The organism is Aquamicrobium ahrensii, from assembly GCF_040545755.1.
Lineage (GTDB): Bacteria > Pseudomonadota > Alphaproteobacteria > Rhizobiales > Rhizobiaceae > Mesorhizobium > Mesorhizobium ahrensii.
In genome coordinates this window covers 20,742-38,025 of sequence record NZ_JBEPMN010000001.1, presented here as the reverse complement: position 1 = coordinate 38,025, position 17,284 = coordinate 20,742, and the positions used below count along the sequence as shown (strand labels likewise).

Genomic DNA, 17,284 nt, shown 5'->3' with positions numbered 1-17,284 from the left:
CGCATGGGTTAATCCCATAATCTTCATTGAATCTGATCAAGCAGTGTTACCATTTGTAACAGATCGAACGAGGTGTGAGCGAAAACGTGTTCAGGCTCGGCAGAACACGCCCGGAGGCGAAAAGGAGCGGCGGCGAACCGAAGCCGCTTCTGCGCACGCCGGTGTCGACGATGCTTTCCTTCTGGGGCCTGATGCGGGCCTACTGGTTCTCGGACAAATGGAAGGAGGCGTGGAGCCTCACGCTGGTGGTGGCCTTCTTCACCGCACTTTCCAGCAAGGCGGGCGTATGGTTCGCGGAAGCTTCCGGCGAGCTCATCAACTCGATCGCCTATTTCCACAGCTCCACCAGCGATGCGCCCTTGGCCACGCTGCTTGGCAACGCAGCCTTCCTTGTCGCTCTGGTCATCTTCAAGGATGCGGGCATTACCGGCACCAAAAGTTTCGTTTCCGCCACGCTCCACCGGCGCTGGCGCGGCTGGCTGAACGGCAGGTTCAACGACGCGCTGCTGGATACAAACCATACCCACTTCCACGCACAGCACGGTGCGGACAGCGCGCCCGACAATATCGACCAGCGTATACAGGAGTCGATCAAAGGCATGACCGGCGGGGCGATTGGCCTCGCAATGGGCGTCATGGCGGTGGCGAGTTCGGTTTTCTTCGTGGGGCAGAAACTGCTTGAAACCTCCACCGAAGTACGCGGCTTCGAGTTCCTGGGTGAATATGGCAGCGTCGTCTTCGCCCTCGTCGCCGTGGCCGCCTATGTTCCGATGAATACGTGGATCGCGGTGAAGCTTGGCGGAATGCTGGAACGGCTTTCAATCAGGATGCAGAAAGCGGAAGGCAGCTATCGCGGCGAACTCTCCACGCTGTTGCGGCGCAGCTTCCACGTCGCTTCCGCTCATGGCGAAGCCGTGCAAAGAACCATGCACGAGCGCCTCTACACGGAAATAGATCGCACATGGGGCAGGCTGAACTGGATCAATGCAGGGTACGGTTCATTCGAGCGCATCTACAATTTTGTCGGCGCGCGCGTCGTCGCCTACGGGCCGGGGCTGCTGCCCTTCATCCATGGCCGCATCGACCTGAAAGGCTATATCACCGGGGCTGAACTGGTGAACTCGCTGATCAGCCAGTGTTCGTGGTTCATCCATGTCATGCCGGCGATCGCGACGCTGCGCGCCAACAGCCGGCGCGTCATCGATCTGGCGCAGGCGATCGAAGCTGTGCAGGATCCAGTCCAGTTCTATCGCCGCACCGGCAAATGCGAGTTCCGTTACATCTCACAGAATCCCGTATTCGGCCTGGGCATCCAGAATCTGCGCCTCAGCCATCAGGGTCAGGACAGCGAGCCGTTCCTCATTTGCGAACGGGTTGGCTTCCGGCGCGGCGAATGGACCTTCCTCAGGGGCGAGTCCGGCTGCGGCAAGACTTCCCTGATCAAGGCGCTCAACAGGCTGTGGCCCTATGGGCGCGGCGTCATTGCATTCCCGCAGGGGGTGGCCAGCTTCTACGCCGCGCAGGAAGTCAAGCTTCCGCCGGTCACGCTCAAGGAACTGGTTTGCCTGCCCGAGGCGCCGGACGATCATAACGACGCAACGGTGGCCGCCTGTCTCTACAAGGCCGGCCTTGGCGAATTCATCGAGCATCTGTGCGACGAAGCGCGCGCCGGCAAGAGCTGGGACCAGCTTCTGTCCGGCGGGCAGAAACAGAAACTCGTCCTGACCCGCATATTGCTGCATCAGCCGGGCCTGCTCTTCCTGGACGAAGCGACAGGCGCGCTCGATCCGGAAAGCAAGATCGCTTTCCATCAGGCCATCAAGGACAATTGTCCGGGCGTCACCGTCATCAGCGTGATGCACGAACCCGCGCCGCCACGCTCCGCTTCCGGCGAGGAATTCTATCACAGCGTCCTGACCATCGCCGATGGCGTCGCCACGAAGGAGCCGGTGGCGCCCGCCTTGCCGGCCGAACTCACCGAAATTCTCACCCAGCAGCCTCCCGTCCTTGCAGATGGCTGGCTCAGCCTGGCGCGACGGCGTCTGAAGACCGCCAGAAGCGGCTGATATCTTTCTCGCTCGAAGCTGCGTTATTCCCGGTTGACTTGGGCAACTGCTCTCCTATGTTGCGTCCGCTCGCGGCCTTCAACCAAATCTGCGGGCGGAAAGGTCAACCACGCCATGTCTGGCGACAGTTACAGTCGAATAAAATCGCCGTCTGCCTGATGTGACCCTTCCGGGCTCCTCTCCGGCCGACGGCAAGGAGTGAGCCCATGACCACGTTTTCGCCCGCCATGAGCGGCGACGCCATCGCCATCGCACGCGTTCTCGCCAACGATCACGTCGCGGATATTGTCGAAGCGCTCAACAACGAGCCTCGCCAACTCGCCGCGGAGCTGCTTTCGCAGGTTCCGTTCGAGCGCGCCGTCGAGATATTCGACCAGCCCGAACTGGACGACGCGCCCGAGCTGATCATCACCCTCTCGCGCGATCTTGCCGGCAGGCTGCTTGCCGAAATGTCCGCCGACCGCGCCGCCGATGTGCTGCGCGAGCTTTCCGAGCCGGTGCGCTCGGAACTGCTGCACGCCATGGCGCCGGCGTTGCGGCATTCGCTATTGTCCATTCTGGGTTATCCGGAAGGCAGCGCCGGCTCGCTCATGACCACCGAATATGTCAGCGTGCCGCCCGACTGGACGGTCACGCGCACGCTGGACTACATCCGTCAGGTCGAGCGCACCCGTGAAACCGTCTACGCCATCTATGTGGTCGATCCCGACACGCACCATCTGCTGCGCGCTTTCGGCCTGAGAAAGCTCATCACCAGCGAGCCCGACGCGCGGATCGTCTCGATCGCGCCCGACACCACGCCAGTGACGGCGCCGCCGCTGATGGACGTCGAGCAGGTCGCCCACCTCATCCGCAAATATGACCTTCTGGCCGTCCCGGTCGTCGATGACGACAAGATCCTCGGCATCGTGACCGTGGATGACGTGCTGGACACCATGATCGAGGAGAACACCGAGGACGTGCATCGCCTCGGTGGTATGGAAGCCCTGGACGAGCCCTATATGAAGATGGGCTTCCTCTCCATGATCGGCAAACGCGGCGGCTGGCTGTGCGCCCTGTTTCTCGGCGAGATGCTGACGGCGAGCGTCATGCAGCACTATGAAGTCGAGCTGGAGAAGGCCATCGTGCTAACCCTCTTCATCCCCCTCATCATGAGCTCGGGCGGCAATTCCGGCTCGCAGGCGACCTCGCTGGTGATCCGCGCGATGGCGCTGCGCGAACTGACGCTGGGCGACTGGTGGCGCGTTGCATTGCGTGAGCTGCCCAGCGGAGTCGTGCTGGGCACGATGCTCGGACTTGTCGGCATGACGCGCATCATTCTGTGGCAATATCTCGGCTTCTACGATTATGGTCCCTACTGGCACCTGATCGCGCTGACGGTGGGCCTGGCTCTGGTCGGCATCGTCACCTTCGGCTCGCTGACGGGCTCGATGCTGCCTTTCATCCTGAGGCGCATCGGGTTCGACCCGGCCAGCGCCTCGGCGCCGTTCGTGGCGACGCTGGTCGACGTGACGGGTCTCGCCATCTACTTCACGGTAGCAGCCCTGATCCTGACCGGCACCATTTTGTAAGTCAGATGAGCGGCGGGCGGGTCAGTCGATCCGCTCGCCCTTTCGCACCCGGTAGGTCGGCTTGTACATGGTGACGAGTTCCTCGGCCGCAGTCGGGTGAACGGCCATGGTGCGGTCGAAATCGTCCTTGGTGACACCGGCCTTGAGGGGGATACCGAGCAGTTGCGCCATCTCGCCGGCGTCCGGGCCCATAATATGCGCGCCGACCACCTTGCGCGAGGCGGCATCGACGATCAGCTTCATCAGCATCTTTTCGTCGCGGCCCGAGAGCGTATTGCGCATGGGGCGGAACGAGGCCCGATAGACCTCGATTTCCTCAAAAGCCTTTACCGCCTCATGCTCCGGCAGGCCGACCGTGCCGATCTCGGGCTGCGAGAAGACAGCCGTTGCGATCAGATCATGATCGGGTGCGGTCGGATTATCTCTGAAAGCGGTCTCGACGAAGCACATCGCCTCATGGATCGCGACAGGGGTAAGCTGCACACGGTCGGTGACATCGCCGATAGCCCAGATGTTGTCGACATTGGTGCGCGAATAGCCATCGACGACAATCGCGCCGGTCACGGAAGTTTCGACACCGACCGCCTCCAGCCCCAACCCTTCCGTGTTGGGTGAGCGCCCCATGGCCAGCATGAACTGGTCTACCGTGCGCGTCTCGCCATTGCTCAGTTTCACGTCGAGCCGGCCGTCATCACGGCGCACGACCTCCTCCGCGACCGCGCGGCAGACAATTTCGACGCCCTTGTTCGCCATCGCCTCATGGAGACAGGCACGCAGATCGTCATCGAAATGATTGAGGATTTCCACGCCCCGATAGACCAGCGTCGTTTCCACACCAAGACCGTGAAAAATGTTGGCGAACTCGACCGCGATGTAGCCGCCGCCGCCGACCATGATCGATTTCGGCAAGGTCTCCAGATGAAACGCTTCATTGGAGGTGATGCAGTGCTCATTGCCTTTCAGCGCCGGGTGTGGCGATGGACGTCCGCCGGTGGCGATCAGTATCTGGTCGACGGTGACGGTGCGCCCGTCCGCCACCAGCCGCACGGTATGGCGGTCGACCAGTTCGGCGCGCGTGTCGAGGATCGTAGCCCCCGAACCCTCGACATTGCGGCGATAGATGCCTTCCAGGCGCGTGATCTCGCGGTCCTTGCTGGCAAGCAAGGTGTTCCAGTCGAATCTCGCGGGCGGAACGTCCCAGCCGTAACCGACGGCGTCCTCGAAATGCTCGCTGTATTGCGAGGCGTAGACGAACAGTTTCTTCGGCACGCAGCCGCGGATGACGCAGGTGCCGCCGAAGCGATATTCCTCGGCCACGGCCACACGCTTGCCGAGCGCAGCGGCCACGCGCGCCGCGCGTACGCCCCCCGAACCTCCACCGATGACGAAGAGGTCGTAGTCGTAAGCGGCCATATGCGGAATCCTTCAGGCGGGAACGATGCTTACAGGTAGGACGCAACCACCCAAAAGAAAAGCCCGGCACAGGCCGGGCTCGATGCGACATTGCGTCAGCGGAATGCGGATCAGTCGCCGCTTGCGGGAGCCTGCCCTTCGGCCGGGGCTTCCGTGCCGTCCGCCGGCTCGACCTGTGCGCCTGGCGCGGCCTGCAAGACTTCACCGACCTCCAGCGCCAGATCGCGCGCTATGCCGTTCTGCCAGATTTCGGCTGCGCGAGCCAGTTCGCGCGAAACGATCGGGCCGCTTTCGAGAAGCTTCTTGCCGGCGGCCGAATTGTAGAATGCCGCAATGGCCTGGAGATCCTCCTCGGAAAACACCCTGGCGTAGGCGGTGGCGGCCTCACGCTCCAGATCGGCGCGGCGGGAAGCCAGTTCAAGCGCCTTGGCCGAAACCGTGCTGCTGATCAGTTCCTGCAGGTCCGGGTTCTTCTGGATCAGGCTGGCCTGAAGTGCGGCGGCCGCCTGTGGCAGGATGCCGTCGAAGGAATCGGTGGCGTTGATGGATGCTACGGCGTCACGGGCAGCCTTCAGATGGCTCTCCGAAATTTCCTGCGCGAATGCCGGCATGGCGACAGCCATGACAAGAGTTGCCGCGACGGCGGCTGCAAGACGACGAATCCGGTGCTGAAATTTCATGACTGACAGGGCTCCCTGATTTACCGGACGGCTTGGATTGTCTCGATGCCGTCGCTGCCGGCGACAATCGCCGCAGACGCCAGCCCGATGAAAAGACCGTGCTCCACCACGCCCGGAATGGCGTGCAAAGCGTTGGATAGCGCTCTTGTATCCGGAATGCGGCCAAAAGATGCATCCAGGATGAAATGATCGCCGTCTGTAACAAATGGCTGCGAACCCGTCATCCGCAATTTGATGTCGCCTGACAGGCCGAGCCTGCTTGCGGCGGCCGCGACAGCAATCTCGGTGGCGCGCAAACCGAAGCGGTTGACCTCGATCGGCAGTGGAAAACGGCCCAGCGTTTCCACCACCTTCGTTTTATCGGCGATGACGATCATGCGCGCCGAAGCCGCAGCCACGATCTTTTCGCGCAACAACGCGCCGCCGCCGCCCTTGATCAGGCTCAGTTCCGAATCGATTTCGTCCGCACCATCGACGGTCAGATCGAGCTCCGGCGTTTCTTCCAGCGTGGAAAGCGGCACGCCGAGTTCGCGGCACAGCGCAGCCGTGCGCTCGGAGGTGGGAACGCCGACGACCTGCAATCCGGCGGAAACCTTTTCCGCCAGAAGGCGCACGAATTCCTCGGCGGTCGAGCCCGTGCCGATGCCAAGCCTCATGCCGCCTGAGACATGTTCCAGCGCCTTGCGCGCGGCTTCGATCTTCAGCTGCTTCTGGTCCATCGGAAGGTCTGCCCTGTTTTGCGATGCCGGCTCCTAGCACTTTTGCCGATCCGGTCAAAGCTCTGTGTCGAACCCCGATGCTCACACCGAAGCTTGCCTGCCCGAAGACGACGGGCTATCGCCTGAAGGAAACAGAATGCAGGGAAAGAAATGGCCAGACCGATCATAGTTTTCGACCTCGACGGAACGCTGGTCGACACCGCGCCCGACCTGATGGACAGTCTCAACCATACGCTGGCCGCTGGCGCGCTTTCGGCCGTTGACGAGCCCTCGTTCCGGCGTTTTGTTGGCAATGGCGGACGGGTGATGATCGAACGGGCGTTCGCCGCGCAAAATCGCCCGCTGGACACCGAGGAACATGACCGGCTGCTGGGCGTCTTCCTCGAACATTACACCGCCAACATTCCCGGCAGATCGCAGCCGTTTCCCGGTGCGACCGACGCCATCACGCGCTTCGAATCCGAAGGTTACATTCTGGCGATCTGCACCAACAAATATGAAGCCAATTCGCTTGCGCTTATCGATGCGCTCGGGCTGAGCAGGCATTTTGCGGCGAATTGCGGGCAGGATACATTCCCGTTCCGCAAACCGGATCCGCGCCATCTCACCGAAACCATCCTGCGCGCCGGCGGCGATCCGGGCCACGCGGTGATGGTCGGCGATTCCCGGACAGATATCGATACGGCCAAGGCGGCGGGTATTCCGGTGGTTGCGGTGGATTTTGGCTACACCGACCGGCATGTGAGCGAATTCGATCCTTCCGTCGTCGTTTCACATTTCGATGAAATCACGCTCGATCTGGCTCACAACCTCATAAAGTCGGCGAATTGACGCCCGCGCTTCTGCGCCTTGCAGACATGTGAAAATGTTTGCGTTTCCGTGCTCGCGGGGAGGTTGACAGAAAGGGATGCCGCCCCTTATATCGCGGCGCGCTTGGCCGAAAGGTTGCGAGCGGGCGATTAGCTCAGCGGGAGAGCACACCCTTCACACGGGTGGGGTCGTAGGTTCAATCCCTACATCGCCCACCATTTTCCGTTCACAGGAAAATGGTTTTCCTTTTGCTACGTTTTATCTCCTTTCTTCTGTTCTTTATGGCGGCACTTACCGGGCCCTCGCTCCCTCTGTTGACACGCATTGCGCCTTGGGCATGCTGATGACGGGGTGCACCACCGGGTGCGAGCGGCAGGCAGGCGCAAATGTATGAGAAACTGTCGGAGAACTTTCTTTCGAGGCGGAAATTTCTTGCACGGATGATGGCTCACGCAGCTTTCGTGCTTGTGCTGATGGCCGCCTCAATACTGGCAGGCGTCGTCGGCTTCATCCTTCTTGAAGGAAAGGAGATCGAAGACGCGGTCCTGCATTCAGCCTACATGCTGAGCGGCCTGGGTCTGCTGGAGGTTCCCAACAGTTTCGCAGGCAAGCTTTTCATCGGTTTCTACGGCCTTTACGCCAGCATGTTCTTCCTTGCGGCCTTCGGCATCATCTTCGCACCGGTCGTACACCGTATTCTGCACAAGCTGCATCTGGATTGAGGACGGCGACGGTCCGGGAACCGCAACTGCGTCTTTCCTTCAAACGAATTTGTGAACGCCAGCCTGTGACAGGCTTGCCTATACTGGTCCACCGCCAAAACGAGGAGGAACAGGCATGACCCGTCTCACAGCAAAAGACTTCCCGCAGGAACTGCTCGAACTTTACGATTATTATGCGCACGGCAAGATCACGAAGCGTGAATTCCTCGACCGCGCCGGCAAGTTCGCGGTGGGCGGCGTGACCGCGGCCGCAATCCTTGCCTCACTCAGCCCGGACTATGCGCTGGCCCAGCAGGTCGATTTCACCGACCCGGACATCATTGCGGAATACATCACCTATCCCTCCCCCAATGGCCATGGCGAGGTACGGGGATATCTGGTTCGCCCGGCGGCGGCGTCTGAGCCGGTAGCCGGCGTGGTGGTCGTCCACGAGAATCGTGGCCTGAACCCTTACATCGAAGACGTGGCGCGCCGCGTTGCGAAGGCAGGGTTCGTCGCGCTGGCGCCCGATGGGCTGACCTCCGTTGGCGGCTATCCCGGCAATGACGAGAAGGGGCGGGAGTTGCAGCAGCAGGTCGCCCCCGACAAGCTGATGAACGATTTCTTCGCGGCGATCGAATTCCTGATGGGAAACGACGCCACTACCGGCAAGATCGGTATCACAGGCTTCTGCTACGGCGGCGGTGTCGCCAATGCGGCGGCGGTCGCCTATCCGGAACTCGGCGCGGCCGTGCCATTCTACGGACGCCAGGCGAGCGTCGAAGACGTGCCGCGCATTCAAGCGCCCTTGCTGATTCACTACGCCGAACTGGACACTGGCATAAACGAAGGCTGGCCCGCCTATGAAGCAGCGCTCAAGGAGAACGGCAAGACGTATGAGGCCTACATCTATCCCGGCGTCAATCATGGCTTCCACAATGATTCGACGCCGCGTTACGACGAGGCCGCCGCGAAACTGGCGTGGGAGCGAACGATCGACTGGTTCAAACGTCATCTGGCCTGAGAACATGTGAGTTTGACCACGAGAGCGCTGCAGCTACAGGCGCGGACTGATCAGAAATCAGGGAGTCGTCTCGCACGCAAACGCGCGAGGATCGGTTGATTTCAGCCATCACGTTCGTCATTGTGGCGGGCCGGGGGTGGCGCGGCCATGCTGCCGATACCGACACGCCTATCATGAACTCGGCGTCGGTCCTGACAATCGCGTGCCGAAGTGAGGCCGCCATTGCGGCCGGCCCCATGCACCTTTGGCAAGGTGTTCCCTGTAGGCGGCGGTTACTTCTTGTTCAGGGATGAAACGGCCAGATTGGTGAGCTTGTTATTGGCCGCCTTTTCCTGATCAAGAATTTCGCTCAGCAGGTTGTGGGCTTCCGTATTGCCCAGTACTTTGGCCCATTCCCGCAAGGAGCCATAGCGGGCGATCTCGTAATGTTCGACAGCCTGACACGCTGCCAGCAACCCAGCATCAAGCGCGTTGCCCGAAGCTTCTTCCATCAAGCCTTCGCTTTCCTTGACAAGTCCTTCGATAGCATCGCATTTCTCGCCTGCCGGCTCCACGCCGATGGTCTGGAAAACCTTTTTCAAGGTCTGGATCTGGCCCTTCGTTTCCTTCAGGTGCCCATCAACCGCCTTTTTCAGATCGGCGCTTTTCACCGCCTTGGAGACTTTTGGAAGCGCCTTGGTCAGCGCGTTTTCAGCATAATAGACATCCTTGAGCGTATGCTCGAACAAATCTGCCAGAGTTTTCATTGCTTGGTCCTCGTGAAGAAAAGAAGCTCCCGCCTTCTCCAGCAATGAAAGGAGCCGCCTTCTGGTTCCACTGACGCTGCGGACATGGGTCAGAAACAAAAACCCGACGCCCTCCTTCAGGGCATCGGGTCAGATATTTCAGGCCGCCGCCTGAGGCAGTTCAAGGTGGGGATATGGCCCGTGACAGACGGCTCGTTCAGGCTGCCTGATCCGGAGGCGCGGGGTCTGCGGATGCGGGTTGCTCGTCGCTCTCCGCTTCGCGCTCCGCCTCTTCCCTGGCTCGGGATCGCTCGATCATCCGGGCCATCCAGATCGAAATCTCGTAGAGAATGATGGTCGGGACGGCGAGTCCGATCTGGCTGAGGGGATCGGGCGGGGTCAGGATGGCCGCCACCACGAAAGCGATCACGATTGCCCATTTGCGCTTGTCGACCAGCGCCTGCGAAGACAACAGACCCACGCGCGCCATGAGGCTGGTGACGACCGGTAACTGGAACACCAGGCCGAAGGAGAAGATCAGCGTCATGATGAGGCTGAGATATTCGGAAACCTTCGGCAGCAGGGAAATCTGCACCTCCCCCTCGCCGCCGGCCTGCTGCATGGTCAGGAAAAACCACATCACCATCGGGGTGAAGAAGAAATAGACAAGCGAGGCGCCGATCAGGAACAGGATCGGCGATGCAACCAGGAAGGGCAGGAACGCGGCGCGCTCGTTGCGGTAGAGACCGGGCGCGATGAACTTATAGATCTGCGTGGCGATCAGGGGAAAGGCGATGACCATGCCGCCGAACATGGCGAGCTTGATCTGCGTGAAGAAAAATTCCTGCGGAGCCGTGTAGATGAGCTCGACTTTGGTCGGGTCCAGGCCCGCCCAGCTCGTCGCCCATTTGAAGGGAATGACAAGCACGTTGAACAGCGTCTTGGCGAAAAAGAAGCAGAACAGGAACGCGACGAAAAACCCGCCAATCGACCAGATCAACCGGGTCCGCAGTTCCATGAGATGTTCGATGAGCGGCGCCGACGACTGGTCGATCTCATCCTTTTTGCTGGCGCTCACTTGGGCGTCCTCGTCGTCTTGCTTGCACTGCCGGCGCTACGGGATTTTGCGGCGGGCTTCCCAGCCTTTGGGCCTGCTGCTGCGGGGGCCTTGAGCGCCGCCGTCTTCGGGCTTGCCTTCTTTGCCGGAGGCGCCTTGGCCTTGGCCGGAGGCGCCTTGACGGCCGCCGCCTTGTCGTTCGCTTTGCCGGCGGCCTTTCTCGTTCCCTTGCCCGGTGACCTGGCCGTCTTCGTGGCGACATCGGCGGCCTGCGCGGGAGGCGCGGAGCCATCGGTCATGGCCGGGAAAGGCGCATCGGCGGCAGCCGGCGTCACCTCCGGCACAGGCGTCGCCTTGGGCTTGGCGGCGTCATCGAGACTGGCCTTCACATCCGACGCCGCCTTTTCGAACGGGTTCAGTTGCTTGCGGATTTCCGCCGCCGGATTGAGGCCGCGGAGCGAATCGACAGACTTCTTGACGTCATCGAGCTCGGCTTCCTTCAACGCTTCGTTGAACTGCCGTTGAAAATCATTTGCCATGCCGCGCATCTTGGTCGTCATGCGACCGAAAGTACGCAGCATCTGAGGCAAATCCTTGGGTCCGACGACCACGATCATCACAACCGCGATCACCAGCATTTCGGACCAGCCGACATCAAGCATAGCTATTCAACCCGGGTACGGAAACGGAATCAGCTCTTGCCGGCTTTTTCCTTGGTGGGGGAAACCGTTTCATCGGAACGATGCTCGACGGTGCGCGTGTCGTCATCGTCGTCGGCCATGCCCTTCTTGAAGCTCTTGATGCCTTTGGCCATATCGCCCATCAATTCCGGAATCTTGCCGCGGCCAAACACCAGCAGCACGATCACCAGCACGATAAGCCAATGCCAAATCGAAAACGAACCCATTGCACTCTCTCTAGTAAGTGTTCCTGCAACTGATCTATGCGCTTTCGCGCCGCGTTTCAAACGCTACCGAAGCAATCTTCACGAATGATTTGCGAATGTCACGCGCTTTCGGCCTGTAAGGTCGCGCAAAAGCGCGCACCGCCCGGCCGCACGCCTCAATCTTCCGTGACACGCGGCGTCAACAGACCGAGGTCCTCCAGGTCGATGTCGGTCAGCGGCTCCTCATCCTCGGCCAGCATATCGGCATCGACGGGCGGTAGCGGTATGGTGAAATTGGCTGGCATCCGGCTGGATAGAAGCCCCGCGCCCTTCAATTCCTCGATGCCGGGCAAATCACGCAGTTCCTCCAGCGAGAAATGATCGAGAAACGCCTCACTCGTACCGTAGGTGACGGGTCGTCCAGGCGTCTTGCGGCGACCGCGCATGCGCACCCATTCGGTTTCCAGCAAAGTGTCGAGCGTTCCCTTCGAAGTTTCAACGCCGCGGACTTCCTCGATCTCCGCGCGGGTCACCGGCTGATGGTAGGCGATGATGGCCAGCACCTCCAGCGCGGCGCGCGACAGCTTCTTTTGCTGTACGGTGTCGCGACTCATCAGGAAGGCGAGATCACCCGCCGTGCGAAACGCCCAGCCTTCGCCGATCTTCAGGAGATTGACGCCGCGCATGGCGTAGATCTGCTGCAACTCGCGCATGGTGGCCGCCAGATCGACGCCTTCGGGCAGACGCGCCGCCAGTTGCTTTTCGCTGACCGGCTCGGCGCTGGCGAAAACGATCGCCTCCGCCATCCGCACGATTTCTTCCGCGCCCGGCGAACTTACATGTTTCGTGTCCCGCGCTTCATCCTCACCCGGAAAGAGAATGACGGAGGCGTTGCTGCCGTCGCTCATGACGACGCCTCTCCTTCGGCCTGGCGCTCTCGTCCACGCAGGTAGATCGGCGCAAAAGGCTCCTGCTGGCGCACCTCCGCCCTGCCCTCGCGAACCAGTTCCAGCGAAGCCGCGAACGAGCTGGCGATCGCAGTGCGCCTGTCCTCAGGCGAAGCGAGATACCGGATCAGGTAGCCGTCGAGAGCGGCCCAGTCGTCCAGTTCGCCGATCATGCGGGTCAGGATATCGCGTGCCTGCTTGAGCGACCACACACCACGCCGCGCGATCTGGACGTTGGTGACCGCTTGCCGCTGCCGTTGCGTCGCATAGGCGCTCAGCAGGTCATACAGCGTCGCGGAATACTGGTTGCGTTTCTCGACGATGACGAGTTCGGGCATGCCGCGCGCAAAGACATCCCGCCCCAGCCGGTTACGATTGACCAGCCGCACGGCCGCGTCACGCATGGCCTCCAGACGGCGCAGACGGAACTGCAACACAGCCGCCAGTTCCTCGCCGCTCTGTCCCTCCTCGCCCGGCTGCTTGGGAATGAGCAACTTCGACTTCAGGAAGGCGAGCCACGCCGCCATGACCAGATAGTCGGCGGCGAGTTCGAGACGCAGCGCCCGCACCTTGTCGATGAAAAGCAGATATTGTTCGGCCAGCGCCAGAACGGAAATGCGCGCAAGATCAACCTTCTGGTTGCGAGCAAGGTGCAAAAGCAGGTCGAGCGGGCCTTCGAACCCCTCGACATCGACAACCAGCGCCGGGTCGTCGGTACGCCGTTCATCGTCCGCCCACAGCCGCTCCATGGGCGTAGGCCTCGGTGCCTTCTGCTCCCCTGTTGCCGGTTGCGCCACGCTTTTTGCTCTCCGATCTGCCCGCCGGGCGGTTGCTTCCGCCCCGGCCAGCGGCGTCAGGCCACCGCCGCGAAATACTCCCCGAACTCCGCCCGAAGCTCTTCCTCGCCCCCCTCGTCACGAACGCCGATCACGGACAGCGCATGTTCAGCTCGCCTCAGCGCCTCGCCTTCCAGCACCCTCGCCTTCGACGCGACGGCGGCCATCTCTTCCATGACGCCATTGCAGTGAAGAACGATATCGACGCCGGCCGCAAGGATTGCCGCAGCCTTGGAGCCGAAATCCCCAGAAAGCGCCTTCATCGAGATATCGTCGCTGATCAGCAGTCCGTCGAAACCGATCTCGCCCCGTATCACCTCCTCGACCACCCTGCCAGAAGTGGTTGCCGGGGCCCTGGAATCGATGGCGCTGAACACGACATGCGCGGTCATCGCCGCAGGCAGATCGTTCAACGCCTTGAAGGGGGCGAAATCGTGTCGGCGCAGGTCATCGAAGGATTCATGCACTGTCGGCAGCTCGAAATGCGTATCGGCCGAAGCCCGGCCGTGACCGGGGATATGCTTCATGACCGGCAGCAGGCCGCCGGCCATCAGGCCCTCGGCCGAGGCGCGGCCAAGTTCGGCCACGGTCTCCGGGTCGCGGCCATAAGCGCGCTGGCCGATGACGTCGCTCGCACCTTCCACCGGCACGTCGAGCACCGGCAGGCAATCCGCGCTGACGCCGTAGCGGGCGAGATCGAAGGCGTGCATGCGCCCATGCAGCCAGGCGGCGCGCAGGCCGGCTTCCCGATCGCGCCGGTAGATTTCGCCAACCGCGGCGGCGGGCGGGTAGTTCGGCGCCAGCGGCGGACGCAGCCGCTGCACCCGGCCGCCCTCCTGATCGATGAAAACGGGAGCGTCCTCGTGCCCGACACAATCGCGCATCGAGGCGACCAGATCGCGGATCTGCTCAGGCTCGCTGATATTGCGGGCGAACAGGATGAACCCCCACGGACATTCCCCTCGATAGAAGCGAATCTCCTCGCGGGTAAGCGAATGGCCGGCGCAGCCGAGAATGAGCGTCTTTGATTCGGTCATATCCCGAATCTAGAGGGTTCGGGCCGGAAAGGGAATCGTCCCTTCCAAATGAGAAAGGGCCGGCGCGTATTTGCACCGGCCCTTTGCGAAACGGAGAGCTTGCGTCTTACTTCGAAACGAAGCAGGCGCCGCCGGCCGCCTTGTACTTTTCGCAAAGGCTGATCGCCTCGGCGCGCGAATCCGCGGCGACGCGCACGCGGTAGAAGGTGCCCTTGCCCGCCACCTCGGCCTTCACGATGTTGACGCTGCGGCCCTGCAGCACGCCGGCATAGCGGCGTGCGAGATCCTGATAGGTGGACTGGGCCGCCTCCACGCTGGGCTGCGAAGCAATCTGCATGGCCCAGGCGCCGGCTGCCGCGGCGTTGGGATCAAGAGCGGCGACCTGACCGGGCTTCACCTCGCCGACGATATCGACCGGCTGTTCGGCCGGGCGCTGCGGCGCGACCGGCGCGGCGGACGGCGTGCTGGCGGTTTGCTGCGGATTGACGGCCGGCGTAACTGCGCCTGTCTGCTCAGCGCCGGGAACACTGACTGTCTGCGGCGCAGGGTCTGTCGGCTCCGTGGCGGCGATCTGCTGGGCGGGTTGCGGATCCTCACGCGCCACCAGCGTGCCATCAGGGCGAACGACCATGGTGCGAACCTTGCGCGGCGCGACGGCAGGCGTCTCGTCCACGGCGGATTCGTCGTCTACCTGCGCCGGTTCGATGCGGTCTTCGGATTTCGCCGGCGCGCCCTCGCCCACGATGCGGGCATCGGGAGCACGGGCCGCGACGTCAACCGGCTGCTCGGCGTCGGAAACCAGTGTCTCCTGCGTGGGGGCCACAGGCTTTCCGCCCTTGGCCACCATGTCGTAGACCTTGTTGTCCTGATTGGGAATCACCGCGCCGCCGGGGTTCTCCGGCTTGACCTTGATCGGGCTTTCGTCGGCCTTCACAAGAACGGGCGCATCGCCGGAATCGCCACCGCCGAAGGACAGGGCGAACGCGCCAATGCCACCGACCAACGCCACCGCGCCGACAACGGCCGCAACCAGAAACATGCGGCTGCGCGGACGCTGCTCGTCCATATCGTCTGCTTCGGACATCGCCTCACCGGCGTCGGGATCGTAGTCGAAACCATCCTCGACACCTTGCTGAGCCGCATAAGGCTGCCGGGAGAATTCATTGAAATCAAAGCCCCCGAAAGCCTCGGGGGTATCGTCGGCAGGCTGGTTCGAAACTCCGGCCGAAACCGGAGCAGCGGCGTGCGTAGCCGTTTGCTGGCCCGGAGCCTCGAAGGAGGACGCAGACTCGTCCGGGCTCACCTCGTTGACGTTCATCTCGCCCATGAGGCTGGTGAATTCGGCATCGAGGTCGTCATAGGCAGGAGCCTCGGCCTTGTCTTCCTCGAAGGGCACGTCGGGAATATCGAGGTCGTCGGCGAGCGCAACGGCCTTCTCCGGTATTTCAATGGTTTCCAGTTCCGGCATCTCGGTAGCCGGCTGGCGTGGCGCAGGCTGTGCGACAGGCGCAGCGTGCCCGAACTCCGGGGAAACTGCCGCGTGAGACGGCGAGGAAACCACATAATCCGGCGCAACGGCGGCAAATGCCGGTTCAGGCTGTTGCGGCTGATAGGCTGCCGGCTCCGCCTGCTGGTCCTGGGCCGGCTGCTGGCGAATAAAAGGCGTGCCCCGGCTCCAGCTCTGCGCATGGGCAGAAGCGGCCGCGACCGCCGCAGCGGGAACGAACGGCTGCAGAGCCTCCACAGGGTCAGCCTGCGTTTCCGGAACAAATGGCTGAGGAGCGGGTTGGGGCTGGGCATCAAAAGCCGCAAGGTCCAGATCGAGATCGAAATCCTCATGAGCCGGATCGGAGACGTGCTCAACGTGAACGTCGAGCGGCTTCTCAAGCTCGAACCCGGGCTCGTAAGCCGGCTCAGGACGCGCCGACATCCGGTTCAGCAATGCACTGAGTTCGTCCTCCAGCGAGACTTGCGGCGCTTCCGCCACCGCTTCAGGCTGAACACTTTCAACGAACTGCTGCGCATAGTTTTCCGCGACCGGGCCTTCCGGGGCGAACTGCTCGCTGGTCCGCTCCGCGGCGTCGTCAAAAACGGCAGCCGCCAGGGCTCGCTCAAATTCGTCGCCATTGTCACCGAATCCGGCGTCATCGAAACCGGTGGCGATGGGCTGCTGCGCCGGGACTTCCGCCTGCGGCTCGTCAAAGGCAAAATCCGCATCGTCGAAAGCGAGAAAATCATCCTCTGCCAGGGCAGGTTCCGAAAATTCCGCAGCGAGCGGCTCGTCCGGTCGGACCAATCCAGCATTGGCGTCCGCACGGGTTTCGGTCAATTCCGATGCCAGCATATCGTCGAAATCGGCGAAGTCCGACCGGTCATCGGCAATGAAATCCACCGGCGCGGCATGCGCCTCTGCGGAAGCCTCGTCGAAAGCAGGTTCGTCCAGGAACAGATCATCGGCCAGAGACGAGGCTGCTGCCTGATCGAAATCCGGCTCTGCGTCGAAATGGGCATCATGGGGCTGCGGGTAGCCGGCTTCATGCGCAGATGTATGAGCCGGCGTCGCCTCAGGCGCATAGACGGCTTCCGGCTCAGGCGGCGGCTCATCGCCAAACTCGCCCATCAGCTCCTTTTCCAGATCGATGGCGAAGTCATCTTCAGCGACGACTTCGGAGCGGGACTCGCTTTCGGGCTTGACCGGAACGCGCGGATCAAAACCCATGATCCGGGTCAGTTCCGCGAACGGATCATCTTCCGCGATGTTGTCGTCGCGGTCTGCTATCCTCTGCTGGGTTCTGTCTGCCATCGTCGTTCC

16 protein-coding genes and 1 tRNA gene are annotated in these 17,284 nt (G+C 62.0%); 6 read left to right on the top strand and 11 right to left on the bottom strand.

What is annotated here, in order from left to right; translation table 11 throughout:
• Positions 1 to 170 precede the first annotated feature (170 nt).
• Together ABID44_RS00170 and mgtE are read left to right on the top strand one after the other, a co-directional pair.
• The gene (locus ABID44_RS00170) at positions 171 to 2,066 is read left to right on the top strand and encodes an ABC transporter ATP-binding protein/permease (RefSeq protein WP_354150171.1); all 1,896 of its coding nucleotides are present in this window, start codon (positions 171 to 173) and stop codon (positions 2,064 to 2,066) included.
• Between the two features lie 206 nt (positions 2,067 to 2,272).
• A complete protein-coding gene (mgtE, locus tag ABID44_RS00165; RefSeq protein WP_354149674.1) occupies positions 2,273 to 3,637 on the top strand; it encodes a magnesium transporter in 1,365 nt (454 codons plus the stop codon).
• A gap of 21 nt (positions 3,638 to 3,658) precedes the next feature.
• On the opposite strand, the gene gor is transcribed toward mgtE, so the two are convergent.
• The 3 genes from gor to rpiA all read right to left on the bottom strand — a co-directional run bounded on the left by gor (position 3,659) and on the right by rpiA (position 6,449).
• Positions 3,659 to 5,050, bottom strand: coding sequence for a glutathione-disulfide reductase (gor, locus tag ABID44_RS00160; RefSeq protein ID WP_354149673.1), 1,392 nt, complete (start codon positions 5,048 to 5,050; stop codon positions 3,659 to 3,661).
• A gap of 110 nt (positions 5,051 to 5,160) precedes the next feature.
• A complete protein-coding gene (locus ABID44_RS00155) occupies positions 5,161 to 5,730 on the bottom strand; it encodes a DUF2059 domain-containing protein (RefSeq protein WP_354149672.1) in 570 nt (189 codons plus the stop codon).
• A gap of 20 nt (positions 5,731 to 5,750) precedes the next feature.
• Complete coding sequence (gene rpiA, locus ABID44_RS00150; RefSeq protein ID WP_354149671.1) at positions 5,751 to 6,449, bottom strand: ribose-5-phosphate isomerase RpiA; 699 nt, start codon at positions 6,447 to 6,449, stop codon at positions 5,751 to 5,753.
• Positions 6,450 to 6,599: 150 nt separating this feature from the next.
• Between rpiA and ABID44_RS00145 the strand changes: the two genes are divergently transcribed.
• The 4 genes from ABID44_RS00145 to yghX all read left to right on the top strand — a co-directional run bounded on the left by ABID44_RS00145 (position 6,600) and on the right by yghX (position 8,984).
• On the top strand, positions 6,600 to 7,280 hold the full coding sequence (locus ABID44_RS00145; RefSeq protein ID WP_354149670.1) for a phosphoglycolate phosphatase: 681 nt from the start codon (positions 6,600 to 6,602) through the stop codon (positions 7,278 to 7,280).
• 122 nt (positions 7,281 to 7,402) lie between these two features.
• Positions 7,403 to 7,477, top strand: a tRNA-Val gene (locus ABID44_RS00140).
• A 222-nt stretch (positions 7,478 to 7,699) separates the two neighbouring features.
• On the top strand, positions 7,700 to 7,981 hold the full coding sequence (locus ABID44_RS00135; RefSeq protein ID WP_354149669.1) for a hypothetical protein: 282 nt from the start codon (positions 7,700 to 7,702) through the stop codon (positions 7,979 to 7,981).
• A gap of 115 nt (positions 7,982 to 8,096) precedes the next feature.
• Positions 8,097 to 8,984, top strand: a complete 888-nt coding sequence (gene yghX / locus ABID44_RS00130) for a YghX family hydrolase (protein ID WP_354149668.1) — start codon at positions 8,097 to 8,099, stop codon at positions 8,982 to 8,984.
• Between the two features lie 272 nt (positions 8,985 to 9,256).
• Here the strand turns inward: yghX and ABID44_RS00125 are convergent, their stop codons facing one another.
• The 8 genes from ABID44_RS00125 to ABID44_RS00090 form a co-directional block, all read right to left on the bottom strand.
• On the bottom strand, positions 9,257 to 9,730 hold the full coding sequence (locus ABID44_RS00125) for a YciE/YciF ferroxidase family protein (RefSeq protein WP_354149667.1): 474 nt from the start codon (positions 9,728 to 9,730) through the stop codon (positions 9,257 to 9,259).
• 196 nt (positions 9,731 to 9,926) lie between these two features.
• Positions 9,927 to 10,727, bottom strand: coding sequence for a twin-arginine translocase subunit TatC (gene tatC, locus ABID44_RS00120; protein ID WP_378226783.1), 801 nt, complete (start codon positions 10,725 to 10,727; stop codon positions 9,927 to 9,929).
• A gap of 56 nt (positions 10,728 to 10,783) precedes the next feature.
• Complete coding sequence (gene tatB / locus ABID44_RS00115; RefSeq protein ID WP_354149665.1) at positions 10,784 to 11,428, bottom strand: Sec-independent protein translocase protein TatB; 645 nt, start codon at positions 11,426 to 11,428, stop codon at positions 10,784 to 10,786.
• 29 nt (positions 11,429 to 11,457) lie between these two features.
• Positions 11,458 to 11,673: a twin-arginine translocase TatA/TatE family subunit gene (locus tag ABID44_RS00110; RefSeq protein WP_354149664.1), complete on the bottom strand. Its 216-nt coding sequence runs from the start codon at positions 11,671 to 11,673 to the stop codon at positions 11,458 to 11,460.
• A gap of 155 nt (positions 11,674 to 11,828) precedes the next feature.
• Positions 11,829 to 12,560: an SMC-Scp complex subunit ScpB gene (scpB, locus tag ABID44_RS00105; protein WP_354149663.1), complete on the bottom strand. Its 732-nt coding sequence runs from the start codon at positions 12,558 to 12,560 to the stop codon at positions 11,829 to 11,831.
• Entirely contained in the window at positions 12,557 to 13,348 is a 792-nt protein-coding gene (locus tag ABID44_RS00100) for a segregation and condensation protein A (RefSeq protein ID WP_354150170.1), read from the bottom strand. The genes scpB and ABID44_RS00100 overlap by 4 nt, the downstream gene beginning before the upstream one ends.
• A 104-nt stretch (positions 13,349 to 13,452) precedes the next feature.
• Positions 13,453 to 14,472: a beta-N-acetylhexosaminidase gene (gene nagZ, locus ABID44_RS00095; protein ID WP_354149662.1), complete on the bottom strand. Its 1,020-nt coding sequence runs from the start codon at positions 14,470 to 14,472 to the stop codon at positions 13,453 to 13,455.
• 106 nt (positions 14,473 to 14,578) lie between these two features.
• Positions 14,579 to 17,275, bottom strand: a complete 2,697-nt coding sequence (locus ABID44_RS00090; protein ID WP_354149661.1) for an SPOR domain-containing protein — start codon at positions 17,273 to 17,275, stop codon at positions 14,579 to 14,581.
• Between the last annotated feature and the right edge of the window lie 9 nt (positions 17,276 to 17,284).

Excerpts from the sequence above, each read along its gene's own strand:
- ABID44_RS00170 (WP_354150171.1), top strand. The coding sequence starts at position 171 with ATGCTTTCCTTCTGGGGCCTGATGCGGGCCTACTGGTTCTCGGACAAA.
- mgtE (WP_354149674.1), top strand. The coding sequence starts at position 2,273 with ATGACCACGTTTTCGCCCGCCATGAGCGGCGACGCCATCGCCATCGCA.
- gor (WP_354149673.1), bottom strand. The coding sequence starts at position 5,050 with ATGGCCGCTTACGACTACGACCTCTTCGTCATCGGTGGAGGTTCGGGG.
- ABID44_RS00155 (WP_354149672.1), bottom strand. The coding sequence starts at position 5,730 with ATGAAATTTCAGCACCGGATTCGTCGTCTTGCAGCCGCCGTCGCGGCA.
- rpiA (WP_354149671.1), bottom strand. The coding sequence starts at position 6,449 with ATGGACCAGAAGCAGCTGAAGATCGAAGCCGCGCGCAAGGCGCTGGAA.
- ABID44_RS00145 (WP_354149670.1), top strand. The coding sequence starts at position 6,600 with ATGGCCAGACCGATCATAGTTTTCGACCTCGACGGAACGCTGGTCGAC.
- ABID44_RS00135 (WP_354149669.1), top strand. The coding sequence starts at position 7,700 with ATGATGGCTCACGCAGCTTTCGTGCTTGTGCTGATGGCCGCCTCAATA.
- yghX (WP_354149668.1), top strand. The coding sequence starts at position 8,097 with ATGACCCGTCTCACAGCAAAAGACTTCCCGCAGGAACTGCTCGAACTT.
- ABID44_RS00125 (WP_354149667.1), bottom strand. The coding sequence starts at position 9,730 with ATGAAAACTCTGGCAGATTTGTTCGAGCATACGCTCAAGGATGTCTAT.
- tatC (WP_378226783.1), bottom strand. The coding sequence starts at position 10,727 with ATGGAACTGCGGACCCGGTTGATCTGGTCGATTGGCGGGTTTTTCGTC.
- tatB (WP_354149665.1), bottom strand. The coding sequence starts at position 11,428 with ATGCTTGATGTCGGCTGGTCCGAAATGCTGGTGATCGCGGTTGTGATG.
- ABID44_RS00110 (WP_354149664.1), bottom strand. The coding sequence starts at position 11,673 with ATGGGTTCGTTTTCGATTTGGCATTGGCTTATCGTGCTGGTGATCGTG.
- scpB (WP_354149663.1), bottom strand. The coding sequence starts at position 12,560 with ATGAGCGACGGCAGCAACGCCTCCGTCATTCTCTTTCCGGGTGAGGAT.
- ABID44_RS00100 (WP_354150170.1), bottom strand. The coding sequence starts at position 13,348 with ATGGAGCGGCTGTGGGCGGACGATGAACGGCGTACCGACGACCCGGCG.
- nagZ (WP_354149662.1), bottom strand. The coding sequence starts at position 14,472 with ATGACCGAATCAAAGACGCTCATTCTCGGCTGCGCCGGCCATTCGCTT.
- ABID44_RS00090 (WP_354149661.1), bottom strand. The coding sequence starts at position 17,275 with ATGGCAGACAGAACCCAGCAGAGGATAGCAGACCGCGACGACAACATC.